Origin of the sequence: Gilliamella sp. W8145 (assembly GCF_016101145.1) — a bacterium.
Taxonomy (GTDB): domain Bacteria; phylum Pseudomonadota; class Gammaproteobacteria; order Enterobacterales; family Orbaceae; genus Gilliamella; species Gilliamella apis_A.
Genome location: NZ_JACFRC010000001.1, coordinates 1,598,084 through 1,615,610 on the forward strand (window position 1 = coordinate 1,598,084; position 17,527 = coordinate 1,615,610).

15 protein-coding genes are annotated in these 17,527 nt (G+C 33.3%); 5 read left to right on the plus strand and 10 right to left on the minus strand.

Going from position 1 to position 17,527, the window contains the following annotated elements; genetic code table 11:
• Positions 1-6: 6 nt before the first annotated feature.
• The 3 genes from H3T80_RS07115 to tmk all read right to left on the minus strand — a co-directional run bounded on the left by H3T80_RS07115 (position 7) and on the right by tmk (position 3,106).
• Complete coding sequence (locus H3T80_RS07115; RefSeq protein ID WP_198200974.1) at positions 7-1,407, minus strand: MBOAT family protein; 1,401 nt, start codon at positions 1,405-1,407, stop codon at positions 7-9.
• A 62-nt stretch (positions 1,408-1,469) separates the two neighbouring features.
• Positions 1,470-2,468, minus strand: coding sequence for a DNA polymerase III subunit delta' (holB, locus tag H3T80_RS07120; protein WP_198200976.1), 999 nt, complete (start codon positions 2,466-2,468; stop codon positions 1,470-1,472).
• 11 nt (positions 2,469-2,479) lie between these two features.
• Complete coding sequence (tmk, locus tag H3T80_RS07125) at positions 2,480-3,106, minus strand: dTMP kinase (protein ID WP_198200978.1); 627 nt, start codon at positions 3,104-3,106, stop codon at positions 2,480-2,482.
• Positions 3,107-3,255: 149 nt separating this feature from the next.
• Here tmk and H3T80_RS07130 point away from each other — a divergent pair, with 149 nt between their 5' ends.
• From H3T80_RS07130 to frdD, 3 genes are all read left to right on the plus strand, one after another.
• The gene (locus H3T80_RS07130) at positions 3,256-3,840 is read left to right on the plus strand and encodes a hypothetical protein (protein WP_110447108.1); all 585 of its coding nucleotides are present in this window, start codon (positions 3,256-3,258) and stop codon (positions 3,838-3,840) included.
• 197 nt (positions 3,841-4,037) lie between these two features.
• Positions 4,038-4,475 carry a hypothetical protein gene (locus tag H3T80_RS07135; RefSeq protein ID WP_198200985.1) on the plus strand — a complete coding sequence of 146 codons (438 nt, stop codon included), beginning with the start codon at positions 4,038-4,040 and terminating at the stop codon, positions 4,473-4,475.
• A gap of 14 nt (positions 4,476-4,489) precedes the next feature.
• Positions 4,490-4,843, plus strand: a complete 354-nt coding sequence (gene frdD / locus H3T80_RS07140) for a fumarate reductase subunit FrdD (RefSeq protein ID WP_144189561.1) — start codon at positions 4,490-4,492, stop codon at positions 4,841-4,843.
• 65 nt (positions 4,844-4,908) lie between these two features.
• Here the strand turns inward: frdD and H3T80_RS07145 are convergent, their stop codons facing one another.
• The 5 genes from H3T80_RS07145 to H3T80_RS07165 all read right to left on the minus strand — a co-directional run bounded on the left by H3T80_RS07145 (position 4,909) and on the right by H3T80_RS07165 (position 11,685).
• Positions 4,909-5,769 (minus strand): hypothetical protein, encoded by an 861-nt coding sequence (locus H3T80_RS07145; RefSeq protein WP_198200987.1) that lies wholly within the window; start codon positions 5,767-5,769, stop codon positions 4,909-4,911.
• A 73-nt stretch (positions 5,770-5,842) separates the two neighbouring features.
• Entirely contained in the window at positions 5,843-7,612 is a 1,770-nt protein-coding gene (yejF, locus tag H3T80_RS07150) for a microcin C ABC transporter ATP-binding protein YejF (protein WP_198200995.1), read from the minus strand.
• Positions 7,609-8,640 (minus strand): ABC transporter permease, encoded by a 1,032-nt coding sequence (locus tag H3T80_RS07155; RefSeq protein ID WP_065577742.1) that lies wholly within the window; start codon positions 8,638-8,640, stop codon positions 7,609-7,611. The genes yejF and H3T80_RS07155 overlap by 4 nt, the downstream gene beginning before the upstream one ends.
• The gene (locus H3T80_RS07160; protein ID WP_110447102.1) at positions 8,640-9,728 is read right to left on the minus strand and encodes a microcin C ABC transporter permease YejB; all 1,089 of its coding nucleotides are present in this window, start codon (positions 9,726-9,728) and stop codon (positions 8,640-8,642) included. The genes H3T80_RS07155 and H3T80_RS07160 overlap by 1 nt, the downstream gene beginning before the upstream one ends.
• 1 nt (position 9,729) lies before the next feature.
• Positions 9,730-11,685 (minus strand): extracellular solute-binding protein, encoded by a 1,956-nt coding sequence (locus H3T80_RS07165; protein ID WP_198200997.1) that lies wholly within the window; start codon positions 11,683-11,685, stop codon positions 9,730-9,732.
• Positions 11,686-12,095: 410 nt separating this feature from the next.
• Here H3T80_RS07165 and cas3 point away from each other — a divergent pair, with 410 nt between their 5' ends.
• Positions 12,096-14,804 carry a CRISPR-associated helicase Cas3' gene (gene cas3, locus H3T80_RS07170; RefSeq protein ID WP_198201001.1) on the plus strand — a complete coding sequence of 903 codons (2,709 nt, stop codon included), beginning with the start codon at positions 12,096-12,098 and terminating at the stop codon, positions 14,802-14,804.
• 246 nt (positions 14,805-15,050) lie between these two features.
• Here the strand turns inward: cas3 and H3T80_RS07175 are convergent, their stop codons facing one another.
• Together H3T80_RS07175 and H3T80_RS07180 are read right to left on the minus strand one after the other, a co-directional pair.
• Positions 15,051-15,284 carry a helix-hairpin-helix domain-containing protein gene (locus H3T80_RS07175; RefSeq protein WP_110447099.1) on the minus strand — a complete coding sequence of 78 codons (234 nt, stop codon included), beginning with the start codon at positions 15,282-15,284 and terminating at the stop codon, positions 15,051-15,053.
• 36 nt (positions 15,285-15,320) lie between these two features.
• Positions 15,321-15,833 carry a ClbS/DfsB family four-helix bundle protein gene (locus tag H3T80_RS07180; RefSeq protein WP_110447098.1) on the minus strand — a complete coding sequence of 171 codons (513 nt, stop codon included), beginning with the start codon at positions 15,831-15,833 and terminating at the stop codon, positions 15,321-15,323.
• Between the two features lie 318 nt (positions 15,834-16,151).
• On the opposite strand from H3T80_RS07180, the gene urtA reads away from it, so the two are divergent.
• Positions 16,152-17,447, plus strand: a complete 1,296-nt coding sequence (urtA, locus tag H3T80_RS07185) for an urea ABC transporter substrate-binding protein (protein ID WP_294912242.1) — start codon at positions 16,152-16,154, stop codon at positions 17,445-17,447.
• Positions 17,448-17,527: the final 80 nt, after the last annotated feature.

Consider the following 17,527-nt stretch of genomic DNA (forward strand, 5'->3'; position numbering starts at 1 on the left):
TCATAATCAAAAATTAGCATAAATAAAATTTGGTACACCAGAAGGTGCTAAATAGATTGTTAGCCATAATATAAGGATAAAAAAGACTGGCAGGTAAATACTATTTATTTTACTAAATTGTAACGCACTCCAAGTAGGAATATTTTTACATATTGGATATATAAAAAATACGATACCTATACTTATAAATGCCCCGATATAATGTGAATCTACGGTAAAATTGTGGCATAAAGCATATAGGTAATCTAATGCATCAGTGAAGCTCTCACAACAGAAAAATAGCCAGGTAAAACAGACATAGTGCCAAGTTAATAATCGTGCAACAATTGGCGAACGTTGCGTTATCCATCCTCGACCTATACAACGGTCTAAAATATTAAGAAAGACAATGCCTATACCGTGACAAGCGCCCCAAATAATAAAATTAATCCCTGCTCCATGCCATAATCCAGACAGTAACATAGCTAACATCACATTAATTTGAGTGCGAACAAAACCACGACGACTACCACCTAAAGGAATATAAATATAATCTCTAATCCAATGAGATAAACTAATATGCCAGCGATCCCAAAACTCACGTAAATTAGAGGCTAAATAAGGAAAATTGAAGTTAATCGGCAGCCGGAAACCTAATAAAAGCGCAATTCCTGTCACTAAGTCAGTATAACCAGAAAAGTTAAGATAAATTTGCATAGCATAAGCATATAAGCCAACTAATAAATCAATAACGCTATATTCTAAAGGGTTTGAAAAAATTGGCGTTACCCAATTTTCACTAATTAATCCGCCCAGACAATAAACTTTTATGACGGCTAAAATAATTAATGTAAAAGCGCGAAAGGGTTCTAAAATATCTCTAGGTTGACTTACTGCTATTTGAGGTAGAAACGTTTTTGCTCGATTGATTGGACCGGCAATTAAACTGGGGAAAAAAGCTAAAAACAAAGCAAAATCCCTAAATCTCGCTACCGGTAATTCTCTTTTTTTAATTGATACTAAATAACTTACAGAATGGAAAGTATAAAATGAAATGCCTATTGGAATAAGAACCGTAACAACAGGTATTAAAATTGATAAGTTTAAATAATTACATAATGACTGTAACTCATACCGAAAAAAATCAAAATATTTAAATAATGCTAAATTGATGATTGCCGCAACCAATCCTAATATCAACCATCGCTTAGCATGATGTTTGGAACCAGCAATCATCACAGAAACAAAATATATCGCACAGGTATAAATAAAAAGGATAACAGCAAACTGCAAACTATAACTACTAACAATAAGATAACTTGAAATCAAAAGTAATATATTCTGAAATTTTGGTAATAATCTAAAAGCCCAATATATCGCAAAGAAACCCACAAAAATTAGACCAAATTCAATCGATAAATAACTCACTGCAATCCTTTCATCTGTAAATATACCGTTGACCAAAACTTTATTTCTATATTATTACTCTCTTAATTCTGCTGCTGATAGCCAATTAGTTGTGATTGAGCTAAAGCATTATAGATAATCAATTCTTTATTTAATCCAGTGACCGATAACAATAAATTCCTCGCTTGTAACCAAATTTGATACAACGAAGCTATTTCATCATTATTTTTTGTCGCAAGTAGCCTGACTAAAGGCACTTGATCGCGATTAACTATGTATCGACCTACTTTTTGTTTGGCTTTTAAGGCATCGCTTAACAATGCACAAAACCAAATAATGTGCTCAAAAAAACCTTCATGATTAAAAGTTTTTGCTAATTGCCAAAAATTATTTTGCGGTAAGATTTCTAATAAATTTTCACAAAATGATTTTCTCTGCTGCCATTTTTCAGGCTGAAGTAATATTGCTGCATTTAGTGGCGCATTTTCGCTCAATAATAATGCAGTGGCAAGCTCATTATCGCTGTATAGGTGATTGTGTTGTTTTTTTAACCAATCAATAGATTGTTCTAATTTTGGAATAGGTAAAAAATAACAAAAACAACGACTGTGAATCGTGGGTAAAAATTGGCTATTATGCTCATCACTCAAAATAAAATAGGTATTTTCTGGTGGCTCTTCTAATGTTTTTAGCAATGCATTAGCTGCCGCTTCCGTCATTGAAGCCGCATGTTTGATCCAAATTATTTTATTGCCACCTTGCTGTGATTTTTCATAAACTTTAGTCGAAATACTACGTATTTGATCAATACCAATTGATTGTTTACCTTGCTCATGTGTAATGACGTAATAATCAGGATGATGCTGAGATAAAAACAACTGGCAATTATGGCAATTACCACAAGGCTCTGATTGTTGTGAAGATTGACAAATTAATCGATTTACCAGTAGATTTATCAATTCCTCTTCACCACTTCCCTGAATATAATTAATTAACATGGCATGATGTGCCCGATTATTAACAATCGTATCAGCAAGTTGCTGAAAAGGTAATGCAAGCCAAGGATATTTATTAAAAATCATAAAACTAAAACCTAATTTATTAGCCATGAATTCAAAACAGTTTCAATTTGAGCTGTCACTTCTTCTATAGATTTATTGGCATCGATGGTAACAATAGTATTATCACGCTCAGCTAGTTGTAAATAACGCTGACGAATACGCTCAAAGAACGGTAATGATTGTTGTTCAATGCGATCAAGCTGCCCGCGAGATTTGGCCCGCATTAAACCGAGTTCTGGCACAATATCTAAGTACAAGGTTAAATCAGGTTTAAAATTACCCAAAACCTGAGCTTGTAATGTTTCAATAAAAACCTTATCGATCTGTCGCCCACCACCTTGATAAGCTTGAGTTGATAAATCATGCCGATCACCAATAACCCATTTCCCCATTTTTAATGCCGGTTTAATTACATTATCAACCAATTGTATACGAGCAGCATAAAGCATTAGCAATTCCGCTTTATCGGTTAGCGGTTCATTATCTAAACCATTTTTAATAATATTTCGTAATGCTTCTGCAATTGGAGTACCGCCAGGTTCGCGAGTAAATTGTAAATCAGCAATATGATGTTGTTTTAAAATACGTGCAACAGTATTGATGGCTGTTGTTTTGCCTGCACCTTCTAAACCTTCGATGACAATAAATTTACCTGTCATACAAAATTCCTAAATGATTGATAATGAATTGATGATTAATATTGAGTATTGTACGCTATTTTTAATAATTATTTTAGTTTAGCTAAAAATTAGCTATTAATGATATAGTAAAAATAAACTTTATTAAGAAGAGATGATAGAGATCTTATATGCCACAAAACTTTAAAAATTATAATCAAGATCTATTAAAAAAAGTTGTATTAAAGAAAAATATAACAGCAATAGTACAGCTTTCAGTGGCACTCTTGTTTATTCTTAATATTCTTTTTGCTTTGCGAGTACACCAAAGAACTATTATCTTCCCTAAAATTGAATTTTCATTTTTTTCTGTAGCCATCATGCTTAGTTTTCTTCTCGCTTTTTCTAGAAAAAAAATGTTGAAAAAACCATTTTTAGAACGAATTAAACAGTACCTTGCACGTGCTTTTATGATTTTTTCTTTTAATCTCCTAATTTTTTTAGGTATACCAATAGATATTATTTATTTCTATCCTACTGAATCTAAAATTTATACCACTGAATATAAAATTACCGCACCAGGGCCAAGTAGAGGTAAACATGGGCATTGTAAAAATGGTTTAAAGATTCTTGATAAAGATAACAATTATTTCTTTTTTCTATGTATAAATTTAAATGACAAAATCAAATATGGTACTAAAGCTCAAGTAAGAGTTAAAGAAACACCAATAGGCTCATACTTAATTGATTATAAGTTATTTGTTACTAGCAAATAATTTACTAATTAATCACATTTGCAATATCATGTAAACCATTTCAACGCACTTTCTGCCTAGTGTTATTACCTTAAAAACCGATATTATGCAGGACTTTAATTTGACGATTTGAATCAGTTAATGTTTATAATACAACATTAAACATTCACCCCTAGAAACGTTAATTACATAATAATGTTACTCACATTGAGAAAGTTATGATTAAGAAGAATAATGATAATTATCCAGCAAATAATGATTTAAATAATAACAATGCTGGTACACAGTCCGAGATCACATCGTTACAGACAAAACAGCCGTTGTTTCTGTCAATCATTGATAAATTAACACCTTTTTCCATGATTTGGGTTAGTTTGGTGTTGATGTATGGTGTTATCTGTATGTATACAAATAAAATGGGACAAGATGAGTTTTATCGTTTTATTTTTTTCTTACAAAGCCCAGTTGTTGTAGTGCTAAACTGTATTGCATTACTACTCGCTTTATTTCATTCAATAAACTGGTTTAGGTTAATGCCAAAGATTATTTTTAAGCAAAATATTCATAAAAAGAAACAAGGATATTTACTTATTATTGGCTTATGGGGTGTCACAATTTTACTTTCATATTGCTTACTATTATTGATAATTAAATAAGTGGTATTTGATCAATGAAAAATCAAGAAACTCAACCAATACAGTCTGACTCAAAAGTGGCAAAAGGATTATTTGCTTTAGGTGGACTTTGGGCAGCTATTTTCGCACCAGTGGTATTAATCATTGTTACGTTTATCATTCCTTTTGGTGACGCAATAACGCGTTCATATATTTTAAAGTTAGCCAATACTGAATTAGGAAAATTATTTTTGTGCTTAATGATTTCACTACCAATTTGGTGTGGATTGCAACAGATTCTAACTTTGTTACATCAATTTAATATCTATCCAAAGCGAGAAAAGCTACTTACGTATGGTTTAGCGTTAGCATGGACAGCTCATGCGATTTATATTTTATTTGTAAGATAAAACTAGAGTGATGTTTATTCATTGGCGTTATCGAGTTCACTTGTGATAACGCCATGTTTAATTGATTAATAATAAGTAATCTGCCGAACTATATTAGTTTGTTTGTTTTTTCTATTTTGTTTTGATTGTGTTGCACTCAGCCAATCATTTTTCTCATTAAAAGTTAAAAATTCAGTCATGTAATAAGTTGTATTTTTTCCAACTATTGAATAAGTCGATTGGATTGTATTTAATCGATTTTTATCATCATATTGGTAAGAAAAATCGCTTTCATTTTTAGTTTTATTACTATATTGCGCCGATACTTTTGCTAAATGGCGATTTTGATAACCAAACGCATAAATCGAAGCACCTTTTTGCTCTGTCCCTACTACTTGGCCATTAGCATCCAACTCTTTTAGCTGCCATTGCACATTTTTATTAATTAAACAATTGTTATTATCAAATTGATAACTATCATTCTCAATAAAGGTAAAATCGGGCGCTTGTTTTATCTGTTCAGAGGCAATAACTCTACCTTGTGTATCGATTTTGAATTGAGTGGTGCTCCTTGTTTCATCCTCAATATCCTCAATCACATTTTGCCAGCCAGATTCGTTTTTTTGTAGATGTTCAGAATAGAGTTTTTCATTATCACCGGAATAAAGATCGTAATGACTTTCTGTAATCAAACCATTTGGATCATAATTTAAACTATGTTTGACAATTGAACGTATCGTACCAGTATCTGATGTAATGGTTGAAGTTCTCACTTCTTGCTTAATCCCTTTAGCTGTTGAATCAATAAAGTCTAATATTTTAAAAATATAGTTATTTGCCTCTACTTTATTTTGTTCGGGATTATCTGAACACGTCAATGCCATTGCATTTATTGAGATAAATGATAAACATGAAACGGTTAAAAAATGGAATATATTTTTTTGCATAATGAACCTGTTAACTCGTTTACTAAACTAAATATTTAATAGTGGTTTATAGCTAAGCCACAAAGTTGTACATTTATTTTTTTCGCATTAATAATGCGTCTTCCCAATTAACCTTTTGTTCTTGTTTATGCTCTTGCTGAGCTTGTTGTTTTTCATCAGACTGTCCATCTTTTTCTACATTTTCAGATGATCCTGTTTTTTGAGTTTTTTCGATAATATCCGCATGAATTAACGTCTTAGTCGCTTTTCTCGGTGTTTTATCTAAAAATGATAGTAAAACTTTAGTGTACTCTGATTCCGGCGTATAAAACACTTTTTCTCGTGAACCTTGTTCAACAATTTTACCGTCTTTCATAACTACAATCTGATGACATATTGAATAGACTAACGCAAGATCATGGCTAATAAACAGATAGCTAAAATGATGTTTCTCTTGCAATGATTTAAGTAAATTAATTATCTGCTTTTGAATTGTATGATCTAAAGATGACGTTGGCTCATCTAAAATTAATAGCTCCGGTTGCAATATTAAAGCTCTAGCAATCGCTATTCTTTGCCGTTGTCCACCAGAAAACTCATTTGGATAACGAAAACGCATTTCAGGGTCCAAACCAACCTCTAGCATAATATCAATTACCGCTTGTTCTTGCTCAGCTTTAGTCAATTTTTTATGTGTCATTAGACCTTCACTGATAACTTGCTCAACATTAAAGCGCGGATTAAGTGATGAAAAGGGATCTTGAAATACAACCTGAATTCGGCTACGGAATGGTAATAACTTCTTACCAGATAAATTCTGGATAGGATGGCTATCAAATAGGATATCACCTTTTGATTTGATTAAACGTAAAATAGCCAGTGCGGTGGTACTTTTACCTGAGCCTGACTCCCCAACAATACCAACTGTCTCACCTTGATGTACCGCAAAACCAATATTATCAACAATTTTTTTCTTTTTGCTGCTAAATAATCGTTTTTGAGTGACGACCTCAACATTAAGATGATTCACATTCAGCAATATACCGGGAGTATCAGGTAAAGGAACCGGTTCACCACTAGGCTGAGAATTTAATAATGTTTGAGTATATTCATGCTGTGGACGCAAAAAGATACGTTGTTTATTATTGAATTCAACAATTTGGCCATCTCGCATTACCGCTACTTTATCTGCCAATTTTTTTACTATGCCCAAATTATGTGAAATAAATAACATGCTCATATTAAGCTCTTTTTTGAGCTCTTTGAGTAGTTCAATAATTTGTCCTTGAACAGAAACATCTAAAGCAGTAGTTGGTTCATCAGCAATTAATAATTTTGGATGAGTTAAAATGGCCATGGCAATCATTACTCGTTGCCTTTCACCACCAGATAACTGATGAGGATAAGAAGCCAGTTTGCTTTTAGGATCTTTAATGCCAACCCGATCGAGATATTGTAAGATTTCACCTCGAGCCACATTACGTCGCATACCCCGATGTAAAGATAAGACTTCATAAAGTTGTTTTTCAACGGTATGCAATGGATTAAGTGATACCATTGGCTCTTGAAATATCATACTAATTTCATTACCGCGAATTTTACGCAATTCTTTTTCAGAGGCATGTAATAATGATTTATCTTCAAAAATAATATCTCCTGAAGGATAAATCACTCGCTCTTTTGATAACAGCCTCAATATTGACAGTGCTGTTACACTTTTCCCTGAGCCTGACTCACCGACTAATGCCACTGTTTCTTGTTCATTAATATCAAAACTAATAGCGTCAACAACTTGATTTTGTGAATGCTGGCCAGTTTTAAAGGCAATACTTAAATCAATGATAGATAATAAAGGAGAACTCATTTATATACTCCTTTGTTTGGATCGAATGCATCTCTAATTGCTTCACCAATAAATATTAACAGTGACAATAAGATGGAAATAACTAAAAAAGAACTAATTCCTAACCAAGGCGCTTGCAAATTATTTTTGCCTTGTAGTAATAATCGCCCTAAAGATGGTGAATCGATTGGTAAACCAAAGCCAAGAAAATCAAGTGCCGTTAGTGTTGAAATTGAACCACAAAGAATAAATGGTAAAAATGTTAATGTTGCCACCATCGCATTTGGTAGCATATGTCGTAACATAATTTTACTATCGCTTACGCCCATAGCTTTAGCGGCTCGAATATAATCGAAGTTACGGGTTCGGAAGAATTCTGCTCGAACAACACCGACCAATGCCATCCAGCCAAATAACACCGTAATACCTAATAGCCACCAAAAATTAAGCGGTAAAATACTGGCAAGCAGAATTATCACAAATAACTCAGGTAAACCACTCCAAATCTCAATAAATCGTTGTCCTAATAGATCAACTTTTCCACCATAATAACCTTGAATCGCGCCAATTAGCACGCCGATAATGGAGGTAAAAAAGGTAAGAAACAAAGCAAAAAACATTGATACTCTAAAACCATAGGCAATGTTTGCTAAAACATCAAATCCAGCATCGGTGGTGCCGAGCAAATGGTTTTTTGATGGTGGTGTAGGAAACGTGCTGGTTGTATCATGAATCACAGTATTATGAGTATAACGAAATGGAGGCCAAAGTATCCAACCATCAGACTCAATCTTATTTTGTACCGCTGGATCTAAATAATTAGTTTGTGTTTGAAATTGCCCACCAAATTCAGTTTCCGGATAAAAATGGAATATTGGCGAATAATAGTTATTTTGATACTTGATAAATATTGGTCGATCATTAAATATAAAATCAGAAAATAGGCTGATTATAAATAATATTGAAAATAACCATAATGAATAATACCCACGTCGATTGCGTTTAAATCGTTGCCAACGTAGCTGATTAATTGAATAGTGCGTAGTCATCAGTTGCGAGCCTCAAAGTCAATACGTGGATCGATTATCATATAAGATAAATCTGATAAGAGTTTGGTAATAAGCCCAATCAATGTAAATATATACAATGAACCAAAAATAACCGGGTAATCACGCTGAATAATTGCTTCATAACCGAGAAGACCCAATCCATTAAGCGAAAAAATAGCTTCAATCAAAACGGAACCGGTAAATAAAATGCCAACAAATGCAGCAGGAAAACCCGATACAATAAGCAAGGTCGCATTACGAAAAACATGCTTATACAGAATTTGCCTTTCACTTAACCCTTTCGCTCTGGCAGTGACAACATATTGTTTACGAATCTCATCTAAGAATGAGTTTTTGGTTAACATGGTTAGTGTGGCAAAACCACTTACTACCATAGCGATAGTCGGTAAGCAAATATGCCATGCATAATCTTTTACTTTGCCCCAAAAATCTAATTGTTCAAAATTATTAGAAATCAATCCGCGCAGCGGGAAAATATCCCAATAACTGCCACCTGCAAACAAAACAATTAATAATACGGCTAATAAAAAAGCAGGTATTGCATAACCAATGATAATTAACGTACTTGACCAAAAATCAAATCTTGAACCATCTTTAACCGCTTTACGAATCCCTAATGGGATTGAGATTAAATAAATGATTAATGTACTCCATAATCCCAATGAAATAGAAACAGGTAAACTTTTTGCAATTAAACTTAATACTGATTCACTTTTAAAAAAACTGTTACCAAAATCAAACTGGATATATTGCTTTAACGTATTGATGTAGCGTTCCCAAAGCGGTTTATCAAATCCATACTGTTTTTCAATCATTGCCACAATTTCTGGATCTAAACCGCGTGCACCACGATAATTTGATTCATTTTTTGGTTCGGTCAACTTAGCAGGGCTATTTTCACTGCCAGGCAGCAATACTTGCCCTGCTTGAGGGCCATTCTCTATCATAGCTAAAGCTTGATCGACGGGGCCACCTGGTGCAATTTGCACAATAAAAAAGTTGATAGTCAAAATGATTAATAAGGTTGGTATAATTAGCAATAATCGACGGATAAAATAATTCAACATATTAACGTACTCTATTCTTTGTCAAACTAGCTGCTTTGTTTGCATCATACCACCAGCTATCAATACCTATTGCATAAGTTGGCTGTATGGCTGGTTGCCCAAACTTGTTCCAATATGCATAATAAGTTTTGCTGTTATACCACATTGGAATCATCGGATATTCTTGAGTTAAAATACGATCGAGCGCTCTTCCTAGTGAAATTAACTCACTTTGATTACCTACATTTTTGATTATTTCAGCAATAATCGAATCAATTGCCTGATTATGTAATCCTGAACCATTATAAGAAGAATTTAAATATTCACTTCCCCAAAAAATCATTAAATCTGAAGATGGATAGTCTATTGCACTATAATTACGTGGCATCATGTCATAATCACGCTCACGCATTCTGCGCGTCAATTGGGCATAATCTAATGAAGTTATTTTCATTGTAATCCCTAAACGGGCTAAATTTTGCTGAAATGGAATCGCATATTTAATATCATCACCTAGATAAGTCAACAATTCAAACGCAAAAGGTTGCTCAGTTTTAGCATTAATTAAGTTACCATCTTTAATGATCCAACCCGCTTCTTCTAATAATTTAGCTGCAGTTAATAAGTTATTTCGGTTAAAACCTTGTCCATCACTTTTCGAAATAGTGTAGGCTTCATCAAAAGCTTGCTCGGGAATAATATCTTTATATGGTGTTAACCATTTAAGTTCTTGTTCACTAGGTTTACCTTTTGCAGCATAAATAGTATTTTCAAAAAAACTAAACGGTCTTTTATAACTATCATAATAAAAGGCGTGATTAAGCCATTCAAAATCAAAAGCTAAGGTTATTGCTTGACGAACTCTAACATCTCTAAAAAGATCTTTCTGCAAATTAAACGCTAACCATTTAGTATCTACAGCGGTTTCGACGTTTTTTTCTTGCTTTATGATATCCTTTGAATCAAAGTATTTTCCTTGATATTGAGTAAACCAGTTTTTCGGTTGCCCTTCACCGCGGAAATCGTATTCTCCAGCTTTAAACGCCTCTAAAGCTATACTCGTATCCATATAATAATCGATACGTTTTTCATCAAAATTATCTAAACCTTTATTAACAGGTAAATCTTTTGCCCAATAGTCAGGATTACGCTTATAAACTACATACTGCCCCATTTTATAATCACTAATATAATAAGGACCACTGCCAATAGGAGGAGTACTTAACGGCTCAGAAAAATTATGATCTTGCCAAAAATGTTTAGGAATAACACGCATACTACCGACAAAAGAAAGTAATTTTTCACGATCGGTTTCAGGCAATTCCACCCTAACCCGATAATCATCTATCGCTTTAACATTTATCCCTTTGTTATAAACTCGATATTGTGAAACACCTTCGGTCATAAATTTATGAAAAGTAAATTCCACGTCATATGCGGTTATTGGCTTACCATCCTGAAATCGTGCATTAGGATTAATCGAGACTTCTGCCCAACGATAACTATCAGAATAAGTAATTGAAGTTGCTATCAGTGGATAAAAGCTGGAAATATCATCGGCTGTTGAGGTAAAAAGAGAATCATATAACGAACCAGAATTGTGTTCAGGTGCGCCACGACTAGCAAAACGGTTAAAATTATCAAAGGTACCTATTTCATGTAGTTTGATAATCCCTCCTTTAGGGGCATTGGGATTCACATATTCTAGATGGTCAAAATTTTCAGGATATTTCGGATCACCCAATAACGAAAAAATGGTTTTATGGTAAATATGCTCGGTTGGTTGATTCGGTTCAATGCTGTCAATCGGCTGGGATTCAATGGTCTCAGTTGATGGGTTAGCTTGTAGCGGTGTATCTGACAGCAAAGTGACATTTGGTTTTTCTTCGGCATAGACAGTCATTGAACAAAATAATAATCCACTCAAACAGCTTGAGATGAATAACTTTTCGATATTTTTTTTTCTTTGACTAATCATCCTAATTTAGTTCCTGTTTTATCAACAATTTATCAAAATAAGATTTTACCCTATTGAGTATTAAAAATTTCAAACAATTTAGAATACGCTAAATAACATAGTAAGTTAACTATTTTGCCAAACTTCCAGCGAATGAGCAAAACCTTATTAATAAACTTAATAATGAACAGCGATTATAACATTAATTGTTATCAATATTTGTTTAAGATATATTCTTTTATAAAAACAAATTTTTAACTAGATAAGAATAAATCGTCATGATTCATAATAAAAAAATTTTGAGGAACGGGGTTTTTTAGTATAAAAATTTAGCAATTTAATCAATATTCTTTTATTATTTTAGAATCATTAATGATACTAAGCTAAATATTCCAACCAGTTAATCATCTAAAATAAGGATATCCGTTTTAATGCTTGAATCATTCTACAAATATTGGGGAAAATGCCAACAAGGCGATCAGTCAGATAATTATCACCTTTTAGCCTACCACAATTTAGATGTTGCAGCTTGTGGATATCATATAGTAAAAAACAATCATTTTAATTCTGCAGAGCTATTTGAGCAGATTGGTTTTTCATCAAATGAGACTGAAACAGCAGCCCTTTGGTTCGCCTATTTTCTAGCTTGGCATGATATTGGCAAATTCGCTAATGGATTTCAGCAATTATTCAAACACAATAATCCCCATCTCGTCGCCCCAGATCCTGCCAAAAGTTATTTAACTCGACATGATTCTCTTGGACACTGGTTATGGAAGAATTATTTAATGCAAGAATCAGAAATCCAATTAGAACATTACAATTATAATATTGACCAAATATATAATATTTGGTTATTAATCATGACCGGCCACCATGGCAAGCCACCAATCTTAGATCCCAAAGGCAACTTAGCATTTAATTCACAAGATAAACATGCATCTTTAGATTATATTAAAGCAATTAATAAGTTGTTTATTGTAGATAATCGGTTAGCTGGCTACCACACTAGTTTTTTTGATAAAAAATTTCGCAAAATTCTCAGCAAACTGAGCTGGTTAATCGCAGCCATAACCGTTATTAGCGATTGGTTAGGTTCCAATGAGCAATTTTTCCCTTTTTGTTCAAAATCAATGGAGTTATCAGAGTATTGGGCAAACTATGCACTCGCTAATGCTGAAAAAGCCGTAGCAACTTTACCTAAAAGGTCCTCCATTACTCCTTTTAATGGTATTAAAAACCTGTTTCCATTTATAGAAAAACCGACACCACTACAACAACAAGCACTATCCTGCCAACTAACCAATATTGGACCTGAATTATTTATTATGGAGGATGTCACCGGTGCCGGTAAAACCGAAGCATCCATGATTTTGGCACATCGATTAATGGCTGCCAGGAAAGCACACGGTATTTACATCGGTATGCCTACTCAAGCAACCGCTAATGGTATCTATCAACGAACGGCAGAGGTCTACGGCCAATTGTATCAAGCCGACAGCCATCCATCACTGGTTTTGGCTCATGGTGCAAGTTACATGAATCCGACTTTTACTCAAACAATAATTAATTTAGATAATATTAGTCAGCAAAAATATCTCAACAATGATAATTCAGCCAGTAGCGAGTGCAATGAATGGTTTGTCGATACTCGTAAAAAGTCATTACTGGCGGAAGTTGGGGTTGGTACGTTGGATCAAGCTTTGATGGCTGTAATGCCATTTAAACATCAATCTTTGCGATTATTAGGGTTGCGTCATAAATTACTTATTTTAGATGAAGTTCATGCTTATGATAGTTATATGGTAAAACTATTAGAATCATTATTGCATAATCATGCATCGCAAGGTGGCAGTGCAATTATTCTTACTGCGACTTTACCATTTTTTCTGCGCGAAAAATTGCTTAACGCCTTCTATAGTGGATTAACATCAACATCATCATCTTTAACAGTTAATACAGATTTACCTTTTCCTTTATTTACTCAACTAAATCAAAAAAGCTTAGTCGAACAAGCAATAGAAACAAGAGATGAAGTAAAGCGACAAGTTAAGATTGACTGGATTGATAATATCAATTCCGGTATAGAAAAAATAAAGAGTACAATTGAGCAAGGAAAAATTATTTGTTGGATAAAAAATAGTGTGGCTGATGCCATTAGTTTATATCAACAAATACAACAAAATTTGCATCTTGATACTAAGCAAATTTTGCTATTTCATAGTCGTTTTGCTTATTGTGACCGTTTGGCTATCGAGCAAAAAACTATCGAATGGGCGGGGAAAACTTCAAATCATACAATTCGTACAGGTAAGGTTATTATTGCTACTCAAGTCATTGAGCAATCATTAGATCTTGATTTTGACGAAATGATTAGTGACATTGCACCTATTGATCTATTGATTCAACGTGCAGGACGTTTACAAAGGCATGTACGCGATAAACAAGGCAATATCAAACCATCTACAGAGCAAAATCGTCCCATTGATGATCGTAACAAACCAATATTGACCGTTTTTGCACCAACGTGGGATGATGATCCAAGCGAAGATTGGCTAGATAATCCAGAATTTCGCAATACTAAATATGTTTACGCTAATCATGCCTATTTATGGTTTACCCAACGAGTTTTACGTGAAAGAGGTGTTATAACAATGCCTGAAGATGCGAGACTACTTATAGAAGCTGTTTATCGCCATGATCTTGAACCACCAGAAGGTTTACAAGAAGCTTTTTATCAAGCACTAGGACAACAACTTGGCCAAAGCTCACAAGCTAAAAGTATCACATTAAATTTTAATAAATGCTATAGCCGTGAACAATTCAATGGTGAATGGGATAAGGAAATTGAAGTTTCTACCCGTTTATCAAAGGATAATGTTGATCTTTATTTAGCATATCAACATGAAGATAAAATTCTGCCTTACTCAAGTAGTAGTGAGTATGCTTGGGAACAAAGTCATCTTACAATTAGTGCATCTAAATGGGCTAGGGTTAAAAATGACATTCCACAACTTGATCAACAACATCTAGAAAAATTAAGACAACAAATACATAGATCTAATGCAATAATTGTTTTAATTAAGTTAGAAAAAGAATCTTCCTTTTATACTAAAGAATTAGGTTTTTATCTTAATTAATTTAATCCACATTTAAAAAGTAATAATTCTATCTTCTAATAAATTGATTAAAATTTAAACAAATAAAATCGGTAAAAAATGACGACTGTATATTTCAATTATAAAACAATTAGTTATAATTAGAGTGTTCCCTATATACATAGGGATAAACCGCCCAATTAGGGCTTTTGGTGCCTCGGTTGGATGTGTTCCCTATACATATAAGAATAAACAAAGAGTTAGCAATTAGTTAGAATCAAATATTAATTAGCTTTGATTAACCAAAGCCAAAATATTTTGGATGGCTGTTTTAGCTTGATGGCTATTTTTCCAACATGATGATCCTGTTAGTAAAGCACCTTTGTTAAGAATTTCATCTAACGAGGCATTGCGTAATTTATCAAAAGAATCAAGTTGCATCTCTTCAAGTCTTTCAATAATTTTAGTGCCAACAAATTTTAATTCTAATAATTGTTGGCGTTCGGTTTCTGAAAAGGCCATTTTTTCTGTCCATTTTAAAAAATTGTTATGATGTTACTAATGCGAATTTAGTTTTTTCCATTTCCTGATTTTAGTTCTAAAGGATTTAAATGGTGCAACTGAATTAATGTGGATAAATCGTGCCACAGGCCACGCTGAAGGATAAGGCTTAGTCCAATTGCGAGCATCTTTAGTAAAAAGCGTATTATCATCTAATGACTCAATCCAGCTATTCCAAGTAGCTAGTTTCTGTTTAAATAATTGGATCAGTTCTTGTAATGAATCATCTTGATAAATTTTATAAAAATGTTGGTATAATTCACCTAACTGATTCCATTTGTATCCTTCCGCTGGCAATATAGGCGTTTGCCCAGCAAGTTCAGCATCATCCCAAGATTTAACAAGATCTAACCATCCTAATTGATAAGCAATCATCTGGGCTGGCGTTCGATCAACACCTTCAATTAATTTATCTTTTTCCGCTTCGGTTAATCCACTGAATTCATCAATAAATAGCTTAGCTGTTTTATTAATTTCATCTAATAGTTGTTGTTTATTGGCGTAATTCATATCTGATTACCTTTCATCTTTATATCATTTTAATCAATCATATCAATACTATAGCTTCAGGTCAAAAGACATATTTAATCTGCACCAATTTAGACCATTCGATCAAATAAAGTGCGTTATCTATTTTTATTCATATTGTTTATAAGCTAAAAATACCAATAGTCAACCTACAACGTAAACGTCTATGGCTAGTATAAAATATTGTATCTATAAGTTTATTAAATAAAAAACACAGTTCATCATCTATTTGGCATAACTTTTGCATTACCTTAAATAACAATAAATCACCACCAATTGTATGTTTAAAGAGGTATTACTATGTCAATAATGAGCAAATTAAATACATCCATTAAGTTAACTTGTCTAGCTGTTGGCTTATTCACGACTAATCTAATTTATGCGGCTGAAAATACCATTAAAATTGGTGTATTGCATTCACTTTCTGGCTCGATGGCAATTTCAGAAAGCACTTTGAAAGATACACTTTTAATGCTGGTAGATGAACAAAATAAAAAAGGTGGTGTGTTAGGTAAACAAATAGAAGCAGTGGTCGTCGATCCAGCATCAAATTGGAGTCTTTTTTCCGAAAAAGCACGAGAACTACTAGCAAAAGATAAAGTATCAGCGGTATTCGGCTGTTGGACATCGGTATCAAGAAAATCGGTATTACCTATCTTTGAAGAACTTAACGGTATTCTATTTTACCCAGTACAATATGAAGGAGAAGAATCCTCAAAAAATATCTTCTATACCGGCGCAGCACCAAATCAACAAGCCATTCCTGCTGTAGATTATTTGAAGAAAGAATTTAATATTGAACGTTGGGTTTTAGTGGGTACTGATTATGTTTATCCTAGAACGACTAACAAAATTTTAGAAACCTATCTTAAAGACCATTATGGTGTGAAAAATAGTGACATAATGATTAATTACACCCCATTTAGTCATTCTGATTGGCAATCTATTATTGCTGATATCAAAAAATTTGGCGCAACAGGTAAAAAGACAGCCGTGATATCAACCATCAATGGTGATGCCAATGTTCCTTTTTATAAAGAATTATCTAACCAAGGTATTACAGCAAACCAACTTCCGGTCATTGCTTTTTCTGTAGGTGAGGAAGAATTATCAGGTATTGATACGGCTCCATTAGTCGGTCATTTAGCAGCATGGAATTATTTCCAATCACTTGATACTGACTTAAACAGTGAATTTATAGATAACTGGCATAGCTTTGCTAAAAGTGATAAACGGGTAACAAATGACCCGATGGAAGCCACATATATTGGATTTAATATGTGGGTAAAAGCGGTAGAAAAAGCAGGTACCGATGATCCAACCGCAGTTCAAAATGCATTAATAGGTGTAACAGTACCTAATTTATCTGGTAGTTATGCAGTAATGATGCCAAACCATCATATTACTAAACCTATTATGATTGGAGAAATTCAAAACGATGGTCAATTTGAAGTGGTATATAAGTCAGCAGGTACTATTGTTGGTGATGAATGGTCAGATTATTTACCTAGTTCTAAATCAATGATTGCTGATTGGCGAGCACCATTAGCATGCGGTAAATATGATGTGAGTAAAAAAGTTTGCCTAAAAGATTAATCATTTGAAGCCAAAAAATTATGCATGGTGAGTTATATCTCACCACATCTCTGCAATAAAGATGAAAATACAAAACCGAT